Raw genomic sequence first — 19225 nt, forward strand, 5'->3', positions numbered from 1 at the left:
GTGCATCTACTCCTTGGGGGTGTTGTCGTGACGCTGCGGGTCAGGCAGCGGCGCGCTGTCCGCGAGGGGCTGGGACTCGGCCAGACCGATGCCTCGCTGGAAGGCAGCCATGAGGCCCGGATCGTGGACCGCGTGTTCCTCGTCTCTGCGGGGCGCCGGGGCGTCCCGCAGCTGGGGGACGAGGTGTTCCTGGCTGCGGCGCTTGGGCAGTTGGGGGCGGCCCGTGGTGCCGCGCACCACAGGCGCGGCTTCGGGGGGTGAACTCGGCGCGGGCGTCGTGTAGTTGGCGTCGGCGTAGAAGTCGCCCGGGTGACCGGCACGGGGGGAGGCTTCCGCCGGGTTGGGGCGGTCGGCGTGCTCTCCTCGTACGGGGAGAGAGCTGGAGCCGAGCGTGGCGTGCACCGGCTCCCGCTGCGGTGGCCCCTGCTGCTGCGGCAGTTGTGGCGGGGAGTGGGGCTGCTGGTGAACCGGCGTACGAACCGAGGTCGCCCGGGTGACTGCCGTCTCTCCCCGCGGGTGGGCCGCGGCTTCGGACGCGGCGGCCGCACCGTGCTGCTGGAGTGCGTCGGACTCGGCGCCGAGGAGGCCCTGCGGGAGTACGAGGACGGCCTGGACGCCGCCGTAGATATTGGACTGCAGGCGTACCGCGATGCCGTGCCTGCGGGCCAGTGCCGAGACGACGAAGAGACCGATCCGTCCGTCCTGCAGCAGATGGGCGACGTTCACCTGGTCCGGGTCGGCGAGCAGGGCGTTCATCTTGTTCTGCTCGCCCACCGGCATGCCGAGGCCGCGGTCCTCGACTTCGACGGCGAGTCCGGCCGTGACGTGCTGGGCCCGCATCAACACCTGGGTGTGCGGGGCGGAGAACAGGGTGGCGTTCTCGACCAGTTCGGCGAGCAGGTGGATCACGTCGGCGACGGCGTGGCCGCGCAGGGTGCCGTCGATCGGTGGCACCAGCTTCACCCGGGGATACTGCTCCACCTCGGCGATAGCGGAACGCAGCACCTCTGTCATGGTGACCGGGTTGGACCACTGCCGCCGGGAGATCGCGCCGCCGAGGACGGCGAGGTTCTCCGCGTGCCTGCGGATGCGGGTGGCGAGGTGGTCGACATGGAAGAGGCCCTTGAGCAACTCCGGGTCCTCGACCTCGTTCTCCAACTCGTCGAGGAGCTGGATCTCCCGGTGGACCAGCGACTGGAGCCGCCGGGCCAGGTTGACGAAGACTTCGACCTTCTGTTCGTTGCCGACGCTGCTGGAGAGCCGGGAGGCCTGCACCACAGCCGCCACGGCGGCATCGTGCGAGCGGCTCAGCTCCTGGGTCAGCAGGTCGAATTCGTCCGCGTCGAGGGGCGCCGGCGTGGGGGCACGGCGTGGGGGCGGTCCCTCTCCCCTTCTGAGCTGCTCGACGACCATCTGCAGGTCGGCCTGTCCGCGTGCGGAGGAGTGGCGCAGGGCCGCGCAGCGGTCCAGTACCGACTTGGAGGTGCGGTCCGCGCCGATGAACGCCGCGGCGACCGCGGCGAGGGCGAGCACGGCGGCACCGCCGAGTAAGGACCAGAGGCCGACGCCGGGCCGGAGCCCGGCGGTGCGGATCGTGAAGAACACGGCAGTGGCTCCGCTGAGGGCGGCGACAATCGCCGGAAGCACTGCGGTGCGCAGGAGTTGAGGGCGTATACGGGCGTCCGGCGACGGCGGCACGGGTTGCGACCTTCCGGCTGACGACAGGGAGCGGGCGCCTGGCCGTCCATGGCGCCCTCCCTCCCGGCGGTCCGGCCGCGCGGCGGGTGCGCGAAGTTGAGACATTAGCGTCCTTGGTACGGGGGCCCCAGGAATCGGCGCATTGCAAGTGGTCAGCTTCGGCTCAACGATAGGCTCTGCGTGCGCAAAAAAGCCCATCGTGGATCACCGGGGACACACGGTAGTCGCCAAGCGGGCACGTGCGGAGGGCAGTTGACAAACTTGCCCGACATTCATCGCGCTCTGGTATGAGGCTTCGCACGGCAGGCCGATAACGCGGCCTTGCCCCCGCCGGGTGTGTCGGCGGGGGCCGCAGCGGGCCGAGGGCCCCAAGGACGCGTCGGGGATCAGGCGGTCGGCGCCACCTCGGGGCTGCTGCCCTTGTCGCCTGAGGTCGCCCGGCCCTGGGCGGGCGCGGGCGCCGCCGCGCGCCACCACAGCTCGGAGGGAACGCGCTCGGCCGTCGGCTCGAAGGGCTCGCCGGGCCTCGGCAGCGCGACAGGGGCGCCCTCCGCCGCGGCCGCGGCGACCGTGTGCTCCCCGGGCTCGGCCCACGGGTGCGGCGCGAGGTTGAACGTGCCCCAGTGGATCGGCAGCATCGCGCCGGACGGCTCGCCGCCCTGGAGATCGAGGTGGGCGCGCATGCCCTCGGCGGGCGTCATATGGATGTCCGGCCAGTACTCGCTGTACGCGCCGATCTGGATCATGGTGGCGTCGAAGGGGCCGTGCTCGGCGCCGATGTCCTTGAAGCCGGGGAAGTATCCGGTGTCGCCGCTGTGGTAGACGCGGTGCTCGGGGCCCGCGACGGCCCAGGACGCCCAGAGCGTGTGCTGCTGATTGCGGATGCCGCGGCCGCAGAAGTGCCGGGCCGGGGTCGCGGTCAGCCTGAGGCCCGCCACCTGCGCCGATTCGTTCCAGTCCAGCTCGTGCAGCCGGTCGGCGGGCACGCCCCAGTGCTCCAGGTGCGCACCGACGCCGAGCGGCACCGCGAAGACCGTGTCGGTGGAGGCCAGCGCCCGGATGCTGGGCAGATCGAGGTGGTCGTAGTGGTCGTGGGAGATCACGACGACATCGACCGGGCCGAGGGCCGCCAGCGGGACGGGCACGGGGTGCAGCCGCTTGGGACCGGCGAAGGGGAAGGGGGAGCAGCGCTCGCCCCAGACCGGGTCGAAGAGCACCCGTCGCCCGTCTATCTCCGCCAGGACGCTGGAGTGTCCCATCCAGGTGAGCCGCAGCCCGGAAGCCGGCTCTCTCGCAAGGTCGGCGAGGGTCGTGGTGTGCAGGGGCACCAGCCCGACCGGGGAGCGGCGGGCCCGCGCCTCCTTGCGGAAGTAGATCTTGGCGAACTCGATCATGGAACCGCCGGACGGCCTGGTCCTGGCTCCCACGGGGTTCTGGAAGACACCGTCGGAGAAGTTCGGCGAGCGCTTGATCCGCTCCCACCGCTCACCGGACGGGTCGGCGCCGAACGCGGCCGGGCGCAGTGCGCGCAGCCGGGTACGCAGCGGATTGTGGGGGCCAGTGCCAGTCACGGCACCTCCTGGGGTCGGTGTGGTGTCTTCATTATGTGCGTGACGTCCGACAGCGCTCAGCCTCGCGGCTGGCCGTAGGCCCGCTCCACCCGCAGCCTGAGCACGATGCGCTTGTCGCGGACCATGGCACGGCGGTAGTCGTCCCAGTCCGGGTGCTCGCCGCTGACGTCGCGGTAGAGCGTGATCAGTTCCTCGACCGTCTCGTCGTACGGGTCGGCCGCGACCGGGGAGAGCTCGGCCGTGCCCTCGGCGACGGTCCAGGCCCAGCGGTCCTGGCTCGTGACGTGGTACGAGGCACGGGGGTCGCGGCGCAGATTCGCGGTCTTGGCGCGGTCGTCCGTGATCGACACCCGGATCGTCCGCTCGTCGGGGTAGTAGTGGTGGTTCACATTGGAGAGCTGTGGCCTGCCGTCCCGCTTGAGGGTGACCAGCACCCCGCCGCCGTATTCGGCGACGAGCTTGAGCAAGGCGTCCTGCTTCGCGCTTTCCGTCATGACCAGGCAACGCGCTTCCTGATGCGGGTGTTCCTGAAGATTTTTACCCGGCCGCGGCCGGTGATGTCACATCCGGCCGCACCCCGTCCGTCGTACCCGTGAAAGGACATCGTCCACAGCTCAGGAGGCCCGTCATGGCCCGTATCTCCCTCGCCCCGCGCCGTTCGCTGCTCTTCCGCTTCACCGAGTGGTACTCGAAGCGCGTGTACGGAAAGGTGCTCGACCCCGCCCGGGCGCTGGCCCACAACCCCCGGGTGCTCTGGAGCGACCTGCGTTTCGAGCAGTCGGTGGCCAAGTGGAAGCACCTCGACGCCGATCTGAAGGCGCTGGCCGAGATGGCGACGGCCGCGTCGATCGGTTGCAGCTGGTGCATGGATTTCGGCCACTGGGTGAGTCGGCAGCGCGGCATGGACGTACGCAAGGTGCTCGATGTGCCGGTCTGGCGCGACAGCGACGCTTACACCCCGCTGGAGCGCGATGTCATGGAGTACGCGGAGGCGATGACCGCCAATCCGCCCGAGGTCGTGGACGAGCAGGCCGAGCGGCTGGTCACCTCGCTGGGCGAGGCGGCGTTCGTCGAGCTCACGGCGATCGTGGCGGTGGAGAACCTGCGCTCGCGGATGAATGCGGCGCTCGGTCTGAGCAGCCAGGGGTTCAAGGACCAGTGCGAGATTCCGGCCCGCGGAGCCGTACCCGGGTCCGTATCCGCCTGACCCCGCTCCGCGCCTGACCGGAGGGCGGACCTCCGCGCCTGACCGGAGGGCGGACCTCCGCGCGGACATGCTGACGATCACGTTGACAGGGGAGCCCACGCCTCCAGATACTGACTGACGATTCAGTTACCCCGTCTTCGTCGTGCCTGGAGGCACCATGTCCGAGCTCCCCACCGAGCTGGTCCCGCTCACGACCGAACAGCGCGACATCGTCGACCTCAGCCGCGCGTTCGCCCGCGAGTGGCGTCGACGGCCGTGACGGGCGGCGAGGCAGTCGTCCGGGCACTGGCCACCCCCGGTCCCACCGTGATCACCGTTCCCGAGGAGTCCGCCAGATGACCACCACTCCCCTGCTGTCGCTCACCTGGACCGACCATGTCACCGGGCGCCAGGGCCATCTGGTGATCGACCGGCTCGTGCGCGGGGTGTCCAGCGGCGGCCTGCGCATGCGCGAGGGCTGCACGCTGGAGGAGGTGACCGGGCTGGCCCGGGGGATGACGATGAAAGAAGCCCTGCACTACAACCCCGACGGGCGGTACATCCCGCTCGGCGGCGCCAAGGGCGGCATCGACTGCGACCCTCAGGACCCGAGTGCGTACGGGATCCTTGTGCGCTATCTGCGCGCCGTGCGGCCGTACATCGAGACGATGTGGACCACCGGCGATGATCTCGGCCTCACCCAGGACGTCGTCGACCGCGCCGCCCGGGAGGCCGGTCTCGTCTCCTCCATCCAGGCCGTCTACCCCCTCCTCGACGACGAGGCCTCCGCGCGGCAGCGACTCGCGGACGCCTTCGCCGTCGAGGTCGACGGCGTCGGCCTCGACGAACTCGTCGGCGGCTGCGGCGTCGCCGAGTCGGTCCTCGTCGCACTCGACCGGGAAGGTGTGCCGCACGAAGGAACGCGTGTCTGTGTCCAGGGGCTCGGCACCATGGGCGGCGCGACCGCCCGCTTCCTCGCCCGCGCCGGGCTGAAGATCGTCGCCGCCGCCGACATCAAGGGCACCATGGCCAACCCGGACGGCCTGGACATCGACGCGCTGCTGGCCGCGCGGGACTCGTACGGCACCGTCGACCGGGCCGCCCTTCGGCCCGGTGATCTGGAACTGCCGGGCGACGCCTGGCTGTCCGTCGAGGCGGAGGTCCTGGTTCCCGCGGCCGTCTCGTACGCCGTCGACACGTCCAACCAGGCGCAGATCACCGCCCGTTGGATCGTCGAGGCCGCGAACATGCCGGTACTGCCGGACGCCGAGGAGATGCTGGCCCGGCGCGGGATCACCGTGCTGCCCGATGTCGTCGTCAACTCCGGTACCAACGCGTGGTGGTGGTGGACGCTGTTCGGGGACATCGAGGCCGACTCGGACGAGGCGTTCGCCTGCACGCGCCGGTCGATGCGGGCGCTGATCGGCCAGATGCTGGCGCGAGCCGAGGCGGACGGGACGAGCCCGCGCGCAGCCGCCCACGCCATCGTCGCCGACCGCCTGCCCGTTATCGCCGAGCGCTTCGGCCGGTACAGATGACGGCATCTCTCGATGCCCTCTTCGACCCGCGGTCGGTCGCCGTCGTCGGTGCCTCGGCCAACCGGGAGAAGTGGGGTTACCGGCTCGCGGCCGGGGCGCTCGCCGGGCGCGCCCCTCGCCGCTGTCGGCGGAGTCAGTGCCGAACTCCTGGCGAACACGGCCGTAGCCCTTGCCCGCTCACCCACGAACGGGCCCAGGCCCTGCTGCTCTCGCTGCGGCAAGCCCCCTGCTGACCGGCTGGCGCGGTGCTCCGCCCGTACACCTGGAGGCTGCCGCGGCCGCCCTGTGCGACCTCTCCCGGGCCGCCGCCGAACATCCAGAGCTGACCGAACCGCGCCCAAGATCGACTGTGTAGGGTGAGAACGTGGCCAGAGTCCGGTTGAACGTGGCAGAGCGGCGTGAGGAGCTGCTCGGCGCCGCCGTCGAACAGATCGAGGAGCACGGAGTGGCGGCCGTACGGATCGCCGATGTCGCCTCCGCGCTGGGGGTGAGCAACGCCCTGGTCCTCTACCACTTCTCGACCAAGGAGAAGCTCGTAGCCGCGGCCTTCGCGTATGCAGCCGACAGCGATCTCGCCCATCTGGGCAAACTGCTGGGCCGCCGCACCACCGCGCTGCGCCGGCTGCGCGCCGCGGTCCGCTGGTACGCGCCGACGGGGACGGCCAAGGGCTGGCGCCTGTGGATCGAGGGCTGGGCGGCCGCCCTGCGTGAGCCCGCCCTGCGCGAGGTGGCCCGCGATCTCGACCAGCAGTGGAAGGCCGCACTGACCGAGGTCATCGCGGAGGGGGCGGCGGCGGGCGAGTTCCCGTGCGAGGACCCGGCGGCAACGGCCTGGCGGCTGACGGCTTTTCTGGACGGGCTCGCCGTGCAGATGACCTCGTACGCGGGCTCGCTCTCGCGAGCCGCGATGCTGGAGTGGACCGACGAGGCGCTCGCCCGTGAGCTCGGCGTGGAACGCGAGGCGCTGACGGCCGCCGCACGCTGATCCGGCGCCGGCAGTCATACTGGGCGACTGTGTCTCACCTGTCGCAGCAACAGCAGACCGATCAACTCCCCTACAACACACAGGATGTGCTCGTCGTCGGCGGCAGCGGCGTCGATACGGTCGTACGCGTCGGCTCCCTGCCCGTCCCGCTCGCCGACTCCGTGGGCGTCGGCCCGATCCGCGAATGGCCCGGCCACACCGGCGGCAACGTGGCACTCGGCTGCCGGGCGCTGGGGCTTGAGGTCACGCTCCTCGACTACATCGGCGACGACTGGCCCGGACGCCAGGTCCAGGAACGGCTCGCCGCCGGCGGAGTGCACTTCGAGCCGCTCCTCTCGCCCGCCGGTACCCGGCGTGCTGTCAATCTCGTCGATCCCTCGGGCCGCCGGATGTCCTTCTACGACGCCCGCGATCCGGGCGAGTTGCGCATGCCGCGCGACGTCTACCTTCCCCATCTGCGCCGGACCCGACATGTCCATCTGTCGATCGTGAACTTCGCTCGGTTCCTGTACGACGACATCGAGGAGCTGGGCGTCCCGGTCTCCACCGATCTGCACGACTGGGACGGACTGGCCGACCATCAACGGGAGTTCGCGCTCCGCTCCGACCTGGTCTTCCTCAGTGCGGCGGGCGCCGGCGAGCGGATCGCGTCGGTGATGCGGGAGATCCTGCGCGACGGACGGGCCGAAGCGGTGATCGCGACGGCCGGTGCGGGAGGCTCGTATCTCCTGACCCGCGACGGCGGCAGCACCCCCCGCCCGGTCCCCGCGGTGGCGCCGCCCGCCCGGGTGGTGGACTCCAACGGCGCGGGCGACGCGTACGTCTGCGGCTTTCTGTACGGGCGGCTGGCGGGCCGTGAACTGGAACAGAGCGCCCGGCTCGGCGCGCTGGCGGGCGCGCACGCCTGCACGGGCGAGGGCAGTACGGCACTGATCGGCTCGGCGGAACTCCTGGCGGCAGAGAGGTGACACCCGGCCGCCGAACCGAGCCGGTGGGCTCTTCGCCCAGCCACTGTCACAGGGGCAGCATGTTCGGCCGTTTGGCCTCCACATGGTCGCCGGAGCTCTCGCCGCGCAGCCGCCGGCCGATCCAGGGCGCCAGATGCTCGCGCGCCCACTGGATGTCGTCGCGGCGCACCTCGAGCGTGCCACGGGGCGGCAGCGGCGGCCACGGCTGGTCGGGGTCGGCGGGCACCTCGATACCGAGGACCTGGGCCGCGCGCAGCGCGACCCGGGTGTGCCCCTCGGGTGAGAGATGGAGCCGGTCGGCGTCCCAGGCCCGGCGGTCCTGGACGGACCTGAGCGACCACAGATCGAGTACGGGGCAGTCGTAGCGGTCGGCGATGGCCCGCACATGCGCGGTGTACGTGGCGATCTTGCCGCGGAGATGGCGCAGCACCGGCACCCCGCGGGTGTCGAAGCCGGTGGTCACCATGACCGTCCCGACGGCGCCGGTGAGGTCGGCGACCGCGCGCTCGAAGCGCTCGGCCACGTCGTCCGGGTCGGTGCCGGGCCGGATGATGTCATTGCCGCCCGCGCAGAACGTCACCAGATCCGGGGCGAGTTCCTTCGCCCTCGGCACCTGTTCCCCGACGATCTGGTCGAGGAGGCGCCCGCGCACGGCGAGGTTGGCGTACCTGAAGGTGTGCTCCGGCATCCGGTCGGCGAGCAGGACCGCGAACCGGTCCGCCCAGCCGACGTACATCCCGTCGGGACCCGGGTCGCCGACGCCCTCGGTGAAGCTGTCACCGATCGCCGCGTACGACCCGAATCCCCAGCTGCTCTCTGTTCTCGAATCGTCTGCCACGAGAGCTAATCCTCCCCTGCAGATGTGACCTACGCGACCGTAAGGAGGGGTTGACGGGGAGTGATCTTTACCACCGCTCAGGATTCACCCACGGGGAATACACCGAGTCCCCCCGGCCGCGGGCTGCGGCACGAGGGGAGGGCGGTGAGACGGGCGGCGCCGGTCGACGGGCGTCAGACGGTGACGCCGTGCTGGCGCAGGTAGGCCAGCGGGTCGATGTCCGAGCCGTAGCTCGGGCCGGTGCGGATCTCGAAGTGCAGGTGCGGTCCCGTGGAGTTGCCGGTGGAGCCGGAGAGGCCGATCTGCTGGCCGCCGCTCACACTCTGGCCCGCGGAGACGGCCAGGGAGGAGAGATGGGCGTACTGCGAGTAGGTGCCGTCGCTGTGCTGGATGACGACCTCGTTGCCGTACGCGCCACCCCACCCGGCGGAGACGACGGTGCCCGGGCCGACGGCCTTGACCGTGGTGCCGGTGGAGGCCGCGAAGTCGACACCGGTGTGGTAGCCGCTGGACCACATCGAGCCGGCGAGGTGGTACGGCGTGATGACGGTCGCGCCGTCGACGGGGGTCGTGAAGCCGGAGCTGCTGGTCTGCGGGGCGCTCTTCGCCGGGCCGGAGTCCGTGGAGGCCTTGGCCGCGGTCGTGGAGGCGGCCTTGGCGGCGGTCTTGGAGGCGGCCTTGGCGGCGGTCTTGGTGGCGGACCGGTGCTGGCTCTTCTTGCTGTGCTTCCACTTCTCGGGAGCCGTCGCCTTCGACTTGGCGCCGAGGGTGAGCTTGAGGCCCGGGTGGATCAGCGAGGGGTTGTCACCGACCTGCTCTCGGTTGTCCGCGTACAGCTTCTTCCAGCCACCGCGGACGTTGTGCTCCTCAGCGATCTTGGAGAGATAGTCGCCGGCGACGACGGAGTACGTGGTCGGCGCTGCGGCCGGCTTGTGCGGGGCCCTGAACGCGGCCGGGGCCGCGGCGGCGGTCACCGCCGTGTGCGACGAGGTCGCGACGGGGGCGGTCTTGCCCGCGGCGTGGGCCCCGGTGGCGCCCATCAGCGGGATCGCGATGGCGGCGCCACTCGTGCCCGCTGCGAGGAAACCGCGGGTGATCGGGCTGGTCTTGGGACGGCGATGCTTACCCTTTGCGGGCATGGCGCTTTCCTCTCCGGCGCCGGCGAGGTGAGCTGTCGGGTTCGGGCTGGAGATGCCCGGCCGCGCAGTTGCGCGACTTAACCCCGAGCCGTTCCGGAAAGTGCGGATTCGGCGTACTACCTGGGTCCCCCGCTCCTGCCACACGTGGGTGGGTTCGAATTCCGGGCGGCGGCAGGATTAGGCGGTCCGTCCGGATTGCCGTGAAAGTAAACGAGCCGAGCCGACCGGAACAAGCCAACCCCAATTACGGATCACGAGTCGGCGTGATATCGCCGGAGAATTCCCGTTACGCTCCGTGGATCAATGATCTTCCCAGCCCTTTCAGGCAACGGAATCCATATCCGTCACACCGCCACACACCGTCACGAATATGATCCTGCTCACGAGGCGCGCCCGGCCTCCATTACAGACGGGGCACGCCATATCTAATCGCCCAATCCGGACAGAAGAGTCATTTAATGACTATCGACCGAAGGGGTCCACTTTTGCCCCAGATTTGTCATTGATGAGAAATTGACGCCTGCGGGGGCTGCCGCCGCCGCAGCCGGATCACCGTGGCGTCCAGGTCGCCCTTGAGCCCCGTGTGCAGCCCGTGATGCAGCAGGACGGACCCACGGTGCACGGCTCCGGTGTCCAGGCACTCGTACACAGCTGCCGCATCGATACCGCGAAGCCTGAGCCGCGGCGGCCGTTCGCCGTAGTGCTGCGCCTGCAGCCAGCCGAGGACGACGGTCTCCTCGCCGCGCACGTACTGGACGGCGCTGAGCCCGCGGTCGGGCGCGCGCAGCCGGTACAGCTCGCCGTGCTGCACCAGCGGCCTGATCTTCTTGTAGAGCTCCACCCAGCCGCGCGCCTCGGCGAGCTCGTCGTCGGTCCACTCGGTGAGGTCGCCGCCGATCCCGAGCACCCCGGCCATCGCGCTGACAAAGCGGAAACGCAGCGTACTGACACGGCCGTTGAGCTGGACGTTGGGGCTGTCGGTGACCCAGGCGGCCATGACCCGAGCCGGGTGCAGCTGGGTGAAGCCCTGCTGGATGGCGAGCCGGTCCAGCGGATCGGTGTTGTCCGAGGTCCACACCTGATCGGTACGGGAGAGGATGCCGAGGTCGATCCGGCCGCCGCCGCCCGAGCAGGACTCGAAGGCGACGGTGGGATGCGCGGCCCGAAGCCGGTCCAGCAGTGCGTACAGCGCGTGGACATGCTCCACCCACAGCTTCTGCGGGTACTCCTCGCCGGGCCAGCCCGCGTCCGTGAAACAGCGGTTGAAATCCCATTTCACATAGTCGATGGGGGCATTGGTCAGCAGGGCGTCCAATTGCTCCCACAGATAGTCCTGTACGTCCTCGCGGGCGAGATTCAGCACCAGCTGATTGCGGAATTCGGTCCTGGCGCGGCCCTGATGGTGCTGCACCCAGTCGGGATGCGCCCGGTACAGATCGCTGTCGGCGTTCACCATTTCCGGTTCGACCCAGATCCCGAACTGCATGCCCAGCGCGTGCACTTCATGGGCGAGCGGCCCGAGGCCCTTCGGGAAGCGCTCGGCGTTGGGGGTCCAGTCGCCCAGTCCGGCGCGGTCGCTGGTGCGCTGCCCGAACCAGGCGTCGTCGACGACGAACAACTCGACACCCATGGCCGCGGCCCGCTGCGCGAGCGCCAGCTGCTGCTCCTCGGAGATGTCGAAGCCGGTGGCTTCCCAGGAGTTGTAGAGGACCGGCCGTTCGGAAGCTGCGTCCGGAATGACGTGCGCCAGCTGCCAGGCATGCCAGGCCCGGCTGGCCCCGCCGAAGCCGCCGTCGCTCCACAGCCCGGCGAAGACGGGCGAGGTGTAGGACCGACCGGGCGCGAGCCGCAGCAGTCCTGAGTCGTCGTGGCCCGCTCCGCCGGTGATCTGCACCAGTCCGTCGGGCAGTTGCTGTACGCAGATCCGCCACGATCCGGACCAGCCGAGCGCCACGGCGTACACGTCGCCGCGCTCCTCGGTGGCCGACTCGGCGTCCAGAGCCACCCACGGCAGGTGCTGATGTCCGGTGTGGCCGCGGCGGCTGCCCACCACCCTTTCCCCGTACGTCAGCTCCGACCGCACGAGCAGGGATTCGGCGGCCCACCGGCCGTGCAGCTGGCTGAGCCGCCAGCCGCCGCGCAGCGGCAGTGTCCAGGCTGCCGCATCGGCCCTGAGCAGCTCGAGATCGGGTCCCTCGCCCTCATGGGCGACGGTGACCCAGCGCTCGATCACATCGGCGTCGTCGCGCATCCGGTGGTGCAGGGTGAGACCGAGTCCGTGCACGGCGTCGACGAAGCGCAGCCGCAGCTCGTCGCCGTCCACAGCGGCCCCGGCAAAGGTCCATTCGGTTCCGCGCACCTCGGCCGTACGGACGGACAGCGCCGGGCGTACGAAGCGGGGGCCGCCCTCAACCGGATACTCCTCATGTCCGTCGAGCGGGGACTCGAACGGCCAGTACGGCGGCGGACCCTGCGCCGCAAGCGCCTCGGCGTCGGCGCCGGAGATCCGTGGCCCCCAATGCAGATGCAGCAGCTCGTCGCCGTCCGTGAGGTGCAGTGCATAACTGCTTGCCGGTCCGGAGAGAACCCACGTACGTCCGTTGCCAACGCTCTCGATCATCCCGACCCCTCAGATACTCACAGGTCCGCACAGACCCGAACATCATCCGGCGGGAGTCGGCGCCCGTGCAACGCCCTTGACGGGACAGATCGAAATGATTGTCCGCTGAAGCAATGTCGTATCGTCTGGAAAGCGCCATCGTCGGCGAGGAGCGCCGACGGCAGTCACTTCAGGAGCCCACGTGACGCAGCAGCTGCCGCAGGCCCCCTCGACAGAGCCCGAGCTGACCGGAGTGCGCAATTTCCGTGATGTGGGCGGACTGCCGACCGTTGACGGCAGGCGGGTGCGGCACGGACGGCTCTTCCGCAGCGGCCACCTGGCCCACGCCACCGAGACGGACGCCTCATTTCTCGCCGGCCTCGGTCTGCACACGATCTTCGACTTCCGCAATGCGTCCGACATGCGCCTCGAGGGCCCGGACGTCGAGCTGCCCGGCGTGCGCAATGTGAATCTGCCGCTCACCGACCCGGCCGACGGGGCGGAGTTCTGGAGGATGGTCCGGGAAGGCGATCTCGACCAGCTGCGCTCGATCCTGGCGGACGGGAAGGCGGCCGGCCGGATGTCGGCGTCGTACCGGATGATCATCAAGCAGCGCACCGCCGAGCACAGCAGGGTCATCCACGCGCTGGCCGAGGACAGCGTCCCGGCCCTGATGCACTGCGCGGCGGGCAAGGACCGCGCCGGTCTGTCCATAGCCGTATCGCTGCTCGCGGTCGGTGTCGAGCGGGACGCGATCGAGGCGGACTACCTCCAGTCCAATGACCCGCACCGCCGTTACCTGGTCCGCCGGAGCGACAACTCACCGGCCGGGATGTCACCCGAAGTGATGGAATTGCTCGCCCCGCTCTTCGACGCGCGCACCGAGTATCTGAACGCGGCCTTCGACACGATCCAACAAACCTGGGGCGACACCGAGCGCTACCTCAGCGAGGGCCTGAAGCTGAGCTCCGAGACCCGGGAACGGCTGCGCGAGCGCCTCCTCGACGAGGCGTGAGGGCCCGCGCCGGCCGACTTGTCAGGGCGCCGGGCGGCGGCCTCCAGGGTGAGCCGGCGGCTGCGGCGCAGATCTCGCAGCCGTGGTGCGACGTCGGGCAGTTCGTCAGCGGCCCCTCCGGCAGGAATGGTCATGCGTCCATTGCGCCAGGAGTACGCCTCTGAGGCAAATTCCTTGCCTCAGAGGCAAAGCGGCCAAAGCTCAGCGATTCGCAACGGCCTGCTTGACCAGGGTCTTGCCGAAGTCCCACATCAGCCCGCCACCGCCCTGGGCATCGTCCATCACCGCCGTGAACGCCTCCACGAACCGGTCCACCTCCCGCTCACCGATGATCAGCGGCGGAATCAGCTTGATCACTTCCATGTGGTCGCCGGAAACCTGAGTGAGGATCCGGTGCTTCTGCAGCAGCGGCACCACGACCATCTGCGCGAACAGACCCTTGCGGGCGGCCTGCAGCATGGTCCAGCGGCTGCGCAGTTTGATCGAGTCCGGCCGGCCGAACTCGATGCCGATCATCAGGCCGCGCCCGCGCACCTCGTGCAGCAGCTCATAACGCTCCACGAGTGCGGCAAGACGGGAGCGCAGCAGGTCTCCGGTCACCCTGGCGTTGGCGACGATCTGCTCGTCCTCGATGACCGACAGCACCGCGAGCCCGGCTGCCATCGCCTGCGCGTTGGATCCGAAGCTCGCCGAGTGCACAAGCACCCGGTCCATCGAGGAATAGACCTTCTTGAAGATCCAGTCCTTGCCAAGGGTGGCCCCGACCGGCACGTAACCGCCCGAGAGCGCCTTCGCGACACAGACGAGATCAGGCTCGACCCCGTCCTCGTGCTGGTAGGCGTAGAAGTCGCCGGTCCTGCCGAGGCCGGTCTGCACCTCGTCCGCGATCAGCAGCGCCTTGTGCCGGTGCAGCAACTCCTGGGCCGCGTACAGGAATCCGGGCGGGGTGGCCTGTACTCCCTTGCCCTGAACGGGCTCCACGACGAAGCCCGCCACATCGCCGCGCTTCAACTCCCGCTCCAGCGCGCCCAGATCGCCCACCGCGATCGCCGTGTCGGGAAGCAGCGGCTCGAATCCGTCCCGGAACCCAGCCTCGCCGTTGACCGACAGGGACCCGGTGGTGAGCCCGTGGAAGGCGTGGGAGCAGTAGAGCATCCTCGGCTTCCCTGTCGCGTACCGGGTGAACTTCAGGGCGGTCTCCACCGCTTCCGTACCGCTGTTCCCGAAGAACACCCGGTCCAGGTGCGGGCTGTGCGCCAGCAGCTTCTCGGCCAGCAGTCCCGGCAGCGGCTGGCAGTCGAAGCGGGTGAGGTCGGGCAGCGAGGCGTCCAGGACGTCGTGCAGCGCCTTTCGTACGACCGGGTGGTGCCGGCCGAGCCCCATGACTCCGAAGCCCGCGAGCATGTCGAGATAGTCGTTGCCCTCCGAGTCCCAGAAGTAGGCTCCCTCGGCCCGCTCGTAGACCTTGTCGAAGCCGATCGTGTGCAGCATGCGCGGCAGCTGGTGGTTGAGATGTCTGGCGTGCAGCTCGTAGCGCTCGCTCCCGCGCTCGGCGAGCAGCTCGGCCAGATCGAACTCCTTGCTCATAGCCCGTTCTCCTTGACTGCCAGGGCAGCGCTGATCCGTCCCGCGATCTCCACCGGCGTGAGCCCTATGTCGGCCAGCACCTCACCGCGCTTGCCGTGCGCGAGGAACTGCTCGGGAATGCCGAAGGTACGCAGCGGCACATCGACGTCCGCGTCCCGCAGTGACTGACCGACCGCCGAACCGACGCCGCCGTTGCGGCTGTTGTCCTCGACCACGGCCACCAGGCGGTGCCGGGCGGCGAGCGGCGCCAGCTGTTCGTCGACCGGCTTGACCCAGCGCGGGTCCACCACGGTGCACGCGATGCCGCGCCCCCGGAGCAGTTCCACGGCCTTCAGACAGACGGAGGCGAGCGCTCCCACGGACACCACGAGCACCTGGGGCTCGATGTCCTGGTGCAGGACGTCCATCCCGCCGATCCGGCCGATCGCCTCGACCGGCTCGCCCACGGACTCCTTCGGGAAGCGCAGCACGGTCGGCGCGTCGCTCACGTCGACGGCCTCGCGCAACTCCTGGCGCAGCCGGTCGGCGTCGCGTGGCGCGGCGATCCGCAGTCCCGGGACGACCTGGAGGATCGACATGTCCCACATGCCGTTGTGGGAGGGCCCGTCGACGCCGGTGACGCCCGCGCGGTCGAGCACGAAGGTCACTCCGCACTTGTGCAGGGCCACATCCATCAGCAGCTGGTCGAACGCCCGGTTGAGGAAGGTGGCGTACACGGCGACGACGGGGTGCAGGCCACCGGTGGCGAGCCCGGCCGCGGAGACGGCAGCATGCTGCTCGGCGATCCCGACGTCCCACACCCGCTCGGGGAAGCGCTCGGCGAACTTCGTCAGACCGACGGGGTGCAGCATCGCGGCGGTGATCGCCACGACGTCCGGCCGCTGTGCCCCGATCTCGGCGATCTCGTCCCCGAACACCGACGTCCAGGACGGACCGCCCGACGGTGCGAGCGGCTCGCAGGTCAGCGGGTCCATGACGCCGACGGTGTGGAAGCGGTCGGCGTCGTCCTCCAGCGCGGGCTGGTAGCCGCGGCCCTTCTCGGTCAGGCAGTGCACCAGGACGGGCCCGTGGAAGCGTTTCGCCCGGCGCAGCGCCGATTCGACGGCCGCGATGTCGTGACCGTCGATCGGTCCTACGTACTTCAGGCCCAGATCCTCGAACATCCCCTGCGGTGCGAAGGCGTCCTTGAAGCCCTTCTTCGCGCCGTGCAGCGATTCGTACAGCGGTTTGCCGACGACGGGCGTCTGCTGGAGGACGTCCTTGCCCCAGGCCAGCACCCGCTCGTAGCTGTCGGTGGTACGCAGTGTGGCGAGGTGGTTGGCGAGGCCGCCGATCGTCGGGGCGTAGGAGCGTTCGTTGTCGTTGACGACGATGATCAGCGGCCGGTCCTTGGCCGCGGCAATGTTGTTGAGGGCCTCCCAGGCCATGCCACCGGTGAGCGCACCGTCCCCGATGACCGCGACGACATGGCCGCTGCTTCCGAGCACCTGATGCGCCTTGGCCAGGCCGTCGGCCCAGCCCAGCACGGTGGAGGCGTGGGAGTTCTCGATAACGTCGTGCTCGGACTCCTCGCGCGAGGGGTAGCCGGAGAGCCCACCCTTGCCGCGCAGTTTGGAGAAGTCCTGCCGGCCGGTGAGCAGTTTGTGTACGTAGCTCTGGTGCCCGGTGTCCCACAGGACGCGGTCGACGGGTGAGTCGAAGACACGGTGGAGGGCAACGGTCAGCTCCACCACGCCGAGGTTCGGTCCCAGGTGGCCACCCGTCCTCGCCACCGCCTGGACCAGGAACTCTCTGATCTCCTCGGAGAGTTCTTCGAGTTCCGCATCGGTCAGCGCCTTCAGATCGCGCGGCCCCCGGATGTTCTCGAGTATCGTCACGGTCGGACCCCCTTCACTTGCTTGTCTCAGCTCACGGTGACGGCGGGCGGGCCCGAGGCCGTCCCTGCGTCCTCCATGGATTCGGCGATCTTCATCGCCTCTTCGATGAGGGTCTCGACGATCTTCGACTCGGGAACGGTCTTGATGACCTCGCCCTTCACAAAGATCTGACCCTTCCCGTTGCCCGACGCGACACCGAGGTCGGCCTCGCGGGCCTCGCCGGGACCGTTGACGACACACCCCATGACCGCGACGCGCAACGGCACCTCCATACCCTCAAGGCCCGCCGTGACCTCGTCGGCGAGCTTGTAGACATCCACCTGGGCCCGGCCGCACGACGGACAGGAGACGATCTCCAGCCGCCGCTGGCGCAGGTTGAGCGACTCCAGGATCTGGATACCGACCTTCACCTCTTCGGCGGGCGGCGCGGAGAGCGAGACCCGGATGGTGTCCCCGATCCCCTCGGCGAGCAGCGCCCCGAAGGCGACCGCGGACTTGATCGTGCCCTGGAACGCCGGCCCGGCCTCGGTCACCCCGAGATGCAGCGGATAGTCACAGGCCGCCGCGAGCTGCCGGTAGGCATTGACCATCACGACCGGATCATTGTGCTTGACCGAGATCTTGATGTCGCGGAAACCGTGCTCCTCGAACAGCGACGCCTCCCACAGCGCCGACTCCACCAGCGCCTCCGGCGTCGCCTTGCCGTACTTGGCAAGCAGCCGGGCATCCAGCGAGCCCGCATTCACCCCGATCCGGATCGGGGTGCCACTCTCGCCCGCCGCCCGGGCGATCTCCTTGACCTTGTCGTCGAACTGCTTGATGTTGCCCGGGTTGACCCGGACCGCCGCGCACCCGGCATCGATCGCGGCGAAGACGTACTTCGGCTGGAAGTGGATGTCCGCGATCACCGGGATCTGCGACTTACGGGCGATCGTCGCCAGCGCGTCCGCATCATCCTGAGTGGGACACGCAACCCGCACGATCTGGCACCCGGACGCGGTCAGCTCGGCGATCTGCTGCAGCGTCGCCCCCACGTCCGAGGTACGGGTCGTCGTCATCGACTGCACGGACACCGGCGCGTCCCCGCCGACGGCCACCGAGCCGACCTGGATGCGCCGCGAGGTGCGGCGCATCGCGATCGGCCGGACCGGCAGCTCAGGGAGTCCCAGTGCGACTGGCTCTCCTAGGGACATCACGTCACCCGCGGTTTCCCGAGACCGTGTCGCGCGCCGCCCTCAGGGACTCCTTGAGGGAGCCCATGGTGGCGAGGACGGCGGTGGGCTCGTAGCCGCAGTGCGCCATGCAGTTGGCGCAGCGGGGGTCCTTGCCGCGGCCGTACTTGCTCCAGTCGGTCTCCTCGATGAGCTCCCGGTACGTGGGGACGTAACCGTCGGCCATCAGATAGCAGGGCCGCTGCCAGCCGAAGAGCGAGTAGTTCGGGATCGCCCACGCCGTGCAGGGGAAGTCGGCCTTGCCCTCCAGGAAGTCGAGGAAGAGCGGCGAGTGGTTGAGCCGCCAGCGCCGCCGGTTGCCGCCCGCGAAGGACTTCTTGAACAGCTCGCGGGTCTGCTCGACGCCGAGGAAGTGCTCCTGGTCGGGCGCCTTCTCATACGCGTACGCGGGCGAGATCATCATCTCGTCCACCTTCAGGTCGTCATTGAGGTAGTTGAGCACCTCGATGACGGTCTGGGGGGTGTCGGTGTTGAAGAAGGTCGAATTGGTGGTGACCCGGAAGCCGCGCTTCTTGGCCTCTTTGATCGCCTCCACCGCCTCGTCGAAGACGCCTTCCTTGGCGACCGATTCGTCGTGCCGCTCGCGCAGGCCGTCGATGTGCACGGCGAACGCGAAGTACGGAGAAGGGGTGAAGTTCTCGATCTTCTTCCGCAGCAGCATCGCGTTGGTGCAGAGGAAGACGTACTTCCGCTTCGCCACCAACTGGCGCACGATCTCATCGATCTGAGGGTGCATCAGAGGCTCGCCGCCCGCGATGGAGACCATCGGCGCCCCGGACTCCAGGACCGCCCCCACCGCCTGCGCGACCGGCATGCGCTGCTTCAGAATCCCCGCCGGATGCTGGATCTTCCCGCACCCTTCGCACTTCAGATTGCAGGCGAAAAGCGGCTCCAGCTCGACGATGAGCGGGAACTTCTCACGCTTGCGGAGCTTCTGTTCAAAGAGGTACGTCCCGACCCTGATGGTCTGACGGAGCGGCATGGCCATCTAG

Annotated in this window: 15 protein-coding genes, 1 pseudogene and 1 riboswitch; of the genes and pseudogenes, 5 read left to right on the forward strand and 11 right to left on the reverse strand. The window is 69.5% G+C overall.

Annotated features, from left to right (window positions below):
• Window positions 1-6 precede the first annotated feature (6 nt).
• The 3 genes from FBY35_RS05090 to FBY35_RS05100 all read right to left on the reverse strand — a co-directional run bounded on the left by FBY35_RS05090 (window position 7) and on the right by FBY35_RS05100 (window position 3763).
• The gene (locus FBY35_RS05090; RefSeq protein WP_142212631.1) at window positions 7-1803 is read right to left on the reverse strand and encodes a sensor histidine kinase KdpD; all 1797 of its coding nucleotides are present in this window, start codon (window positions 1801-1803) and stop codon (window positions 7-9) included.
• A gap of 281 nt (window positions 1804-2084) precedes the next feature.
• A complete protein-coding gene (locus FBY35_RS05095; RefSeq protein ID WP_142212632.1) occupies window positions 2085-3269 on the reverse strand; it encodes an MBL fold metallo-hydrolase in 1185 nt (394 codons plus the stop codon).
• 56 nt (window positions 3270-3325) lie between these two features.
• A complete protein-coding gene (locus tag FBY35_RS05100; RefSeq protein WP_142212633.1) occupies window positions 3326-3763 on the reverse strand; it encodes a PPOX class F420-dependent oxidoreductase in 438 nt (145 codons plus the stop codon).
• 134 nt (window positions 3764-3897) lie between these two features.
• On the opposite strand from FBY35_RS05100, the gene FBY35_RS05105 reads away from it, so the two are divergent.
• The 4 genes from FBY35_RS05105 (at window position 3898) to FBY35_RS05125 (ending at window position 7946) form a co-directional block, all read left to right on the forward strand.
• On the forward strand, window positions 3898-4476 hold the full coding sequence (locus FBY35_RS05105; RefSeq protein ID WP_142212634.1) for a carboxymuconolactone decarboxylase family protein: 579 nt from the start codon (window positions 3898-3900) through the stop codon (window positions 4474-4476).
• 335 nt (window positions 4477-4811) lie between these two features.
• The gene (locus FBY35_RS05110) at window positions 4812-5993 is read left to right on the forward strand and encodes a Glu/Leu/Phe/Val dehydrogenase dimerization domain-containing protein (protein ID WP_142212635.1); all 1182 of its coding nucleotides are present in this window, start codon (window positions 4812-4814) and stop codon (window positions 5991-5993) included.
• A 364-nt stretch (window positions 5994-6357) separates the two neighbouring features.
• Entirely contained in the window at window positions 6358-6978 is a 621-nt protein-coding gene (locus FBY35_RS05120) for a TetR/AcrR family transcriptional regulator (RefSeq protein WP_142212636.1), read from the forward strand.
• Between the two features lie 29 nt (window positions 6979-7007).
• On the forward strand, window positions 7008-7946 hold the full coding sequence (locus FBY35_RS05125; RefSeq protein ID WP_399208234.1) for a carbohydrate kinase family protein: 939 nt from the start codon (window positions 7008-7010) through the stop codon (window positions 7944-7946).
• Window positions 7947-7992: 46 nt separating this feature from the next.
• Here the strand turns inward: FBY35_RS05125 and FBY35_RS05130 are convergent, their stop codons facing one another.
• The 3 genes from FBY35_RS05130 to FBY35_RS05140 form a co-directional block, all read right to left on the reverse strand.
• Entirely contained in the window at window positions 7993-8784 is a 792-nt protein-coding gene (locus tag FBY35_RS05130; protein ID WP_142212637.1) for an SGNH/GDSL hydrolase family protein, read from the reverse strand.
• Between the two features lie 173 nt (window positions 8785-8957).
• Window positions 8958-9923: a LysM peptidoglycan-binding domain-containing M23 family metallopeptidase gene (locus tag FBY35_RS05135; protein ID WP_142212638.1), complete on the reverse strand. Its 966-nt coding sequence runs from the start codon at window positions 9921-9923 to the stop codon at window positions 8958-8960.
• 2 nt (window positions 9924-9925) lie between these two features.
• Window positions 9926-10084, reverse strand: a riboswitch (cyclic di-AMP (ydaO/yuaA leader).
• 338 nt (window positions 10085-10422) lie between these two features.
• Window positions 10423-12543, reverse strand: coding sequence for an alpha-galactosidase (locus tag FBY35_RS05140; protein ID WP_142212640.1), 2121 nt, complete (start codon window positions 12541-12543; stop codon window positions 10423-10425).
• Window positions 12544-12724: 181 nt separating this feature from the next.
• On the opposite strand from FBY35_RS05140, the gene FBY35_RS05145 reads away from it, so the two are divergent.
• A complete protein-coding gene (locus FBY35_RS05145; RefSeq protein WP_142212641.1) occupies window positions 12725-13537 on the forward strand; it encodes a tyrosine-protein phosphatase in 813 nt (270 codons plus the stop codon).
• Here the strand turns inward: FBY35_RS05145 and FBY35_RS37950 are convergent.
• The 5 genes and pseudogenes from FBY35_RS37950 to hpnH form a co-directional block, all read right to left on the reverse strand.
• Window positions 13504-13671, reverse strand: a pseudogene (locus FBY35_RS37950) (XRE family transcriptional regulator); the annotation flags it as partial. The gene FBY35_RS05145 and the pseudogene FBY35_RS37950 overlap by 34 nt on opposite strands.
• A gap of 67 nt (window positions 13672-13738) precedes the next feature.
• Entirely contained in the window at window positions 13739-15124 is a 1386-nt protein-coding gene (locus tag FBY35_RS05155; protein ID WP_142212642.1) for an aspartate aminotransferase family protein, read from the reverse strand.
• Window positions 15121-17001, reverse strand: a complete 1881-nt coding sequence (dxs, locus tag FBY35_RS05160) for a 1-deoxy-D-xylulose-5-phosphate synthase (RefSeq protein ID WP_142212643.1) — start codon at window positions 16999-17001, stop codon at window positions 15121-15123. Before dxs ends, FBY35_RS05155 begins: the two co-directional genes overlap by 4 nt.
• Before the next feature lie 26 nt (window positions 17002-17027).
• Window positions 17028-18194 (reverse strand): flavodoxin-dependent (E)-4-hydroxy-3-methylbut-2-enyl-diphosphate synthase, encoded by a 1167-nt coding sequence (ispG, locus tag FBY35_RS05165; protein WP_142212644.1) that lies wholly within the window; start codon window positions 18192-18194, stop codon window positions 17028-17030.
• Between the two features lie 4 nt (window positions 18195-18198).
• Complete coding sequence (gene hpnH / locus FBY35_RS05170) at window positions 18199-19221, reverse strand: adenosyl-hopene transferase HpnH (RefSeq protein ID WP_142212645.1); 1023 nt, start codon at window positions 19219-19221, stop codon at window positions 18199-18201.
• Between the last annotated feature and the right edge of the window lie 4 nt (window positions 19222-19225).

This window comes from Streptomyces sp. SLBN-118, from assembly GCF_006715635.1.
GTDB lineage: Bacteria > Actinomycetota > Actinomycetes > Streptomycetales > Streptomycetaceae > Streptomyces.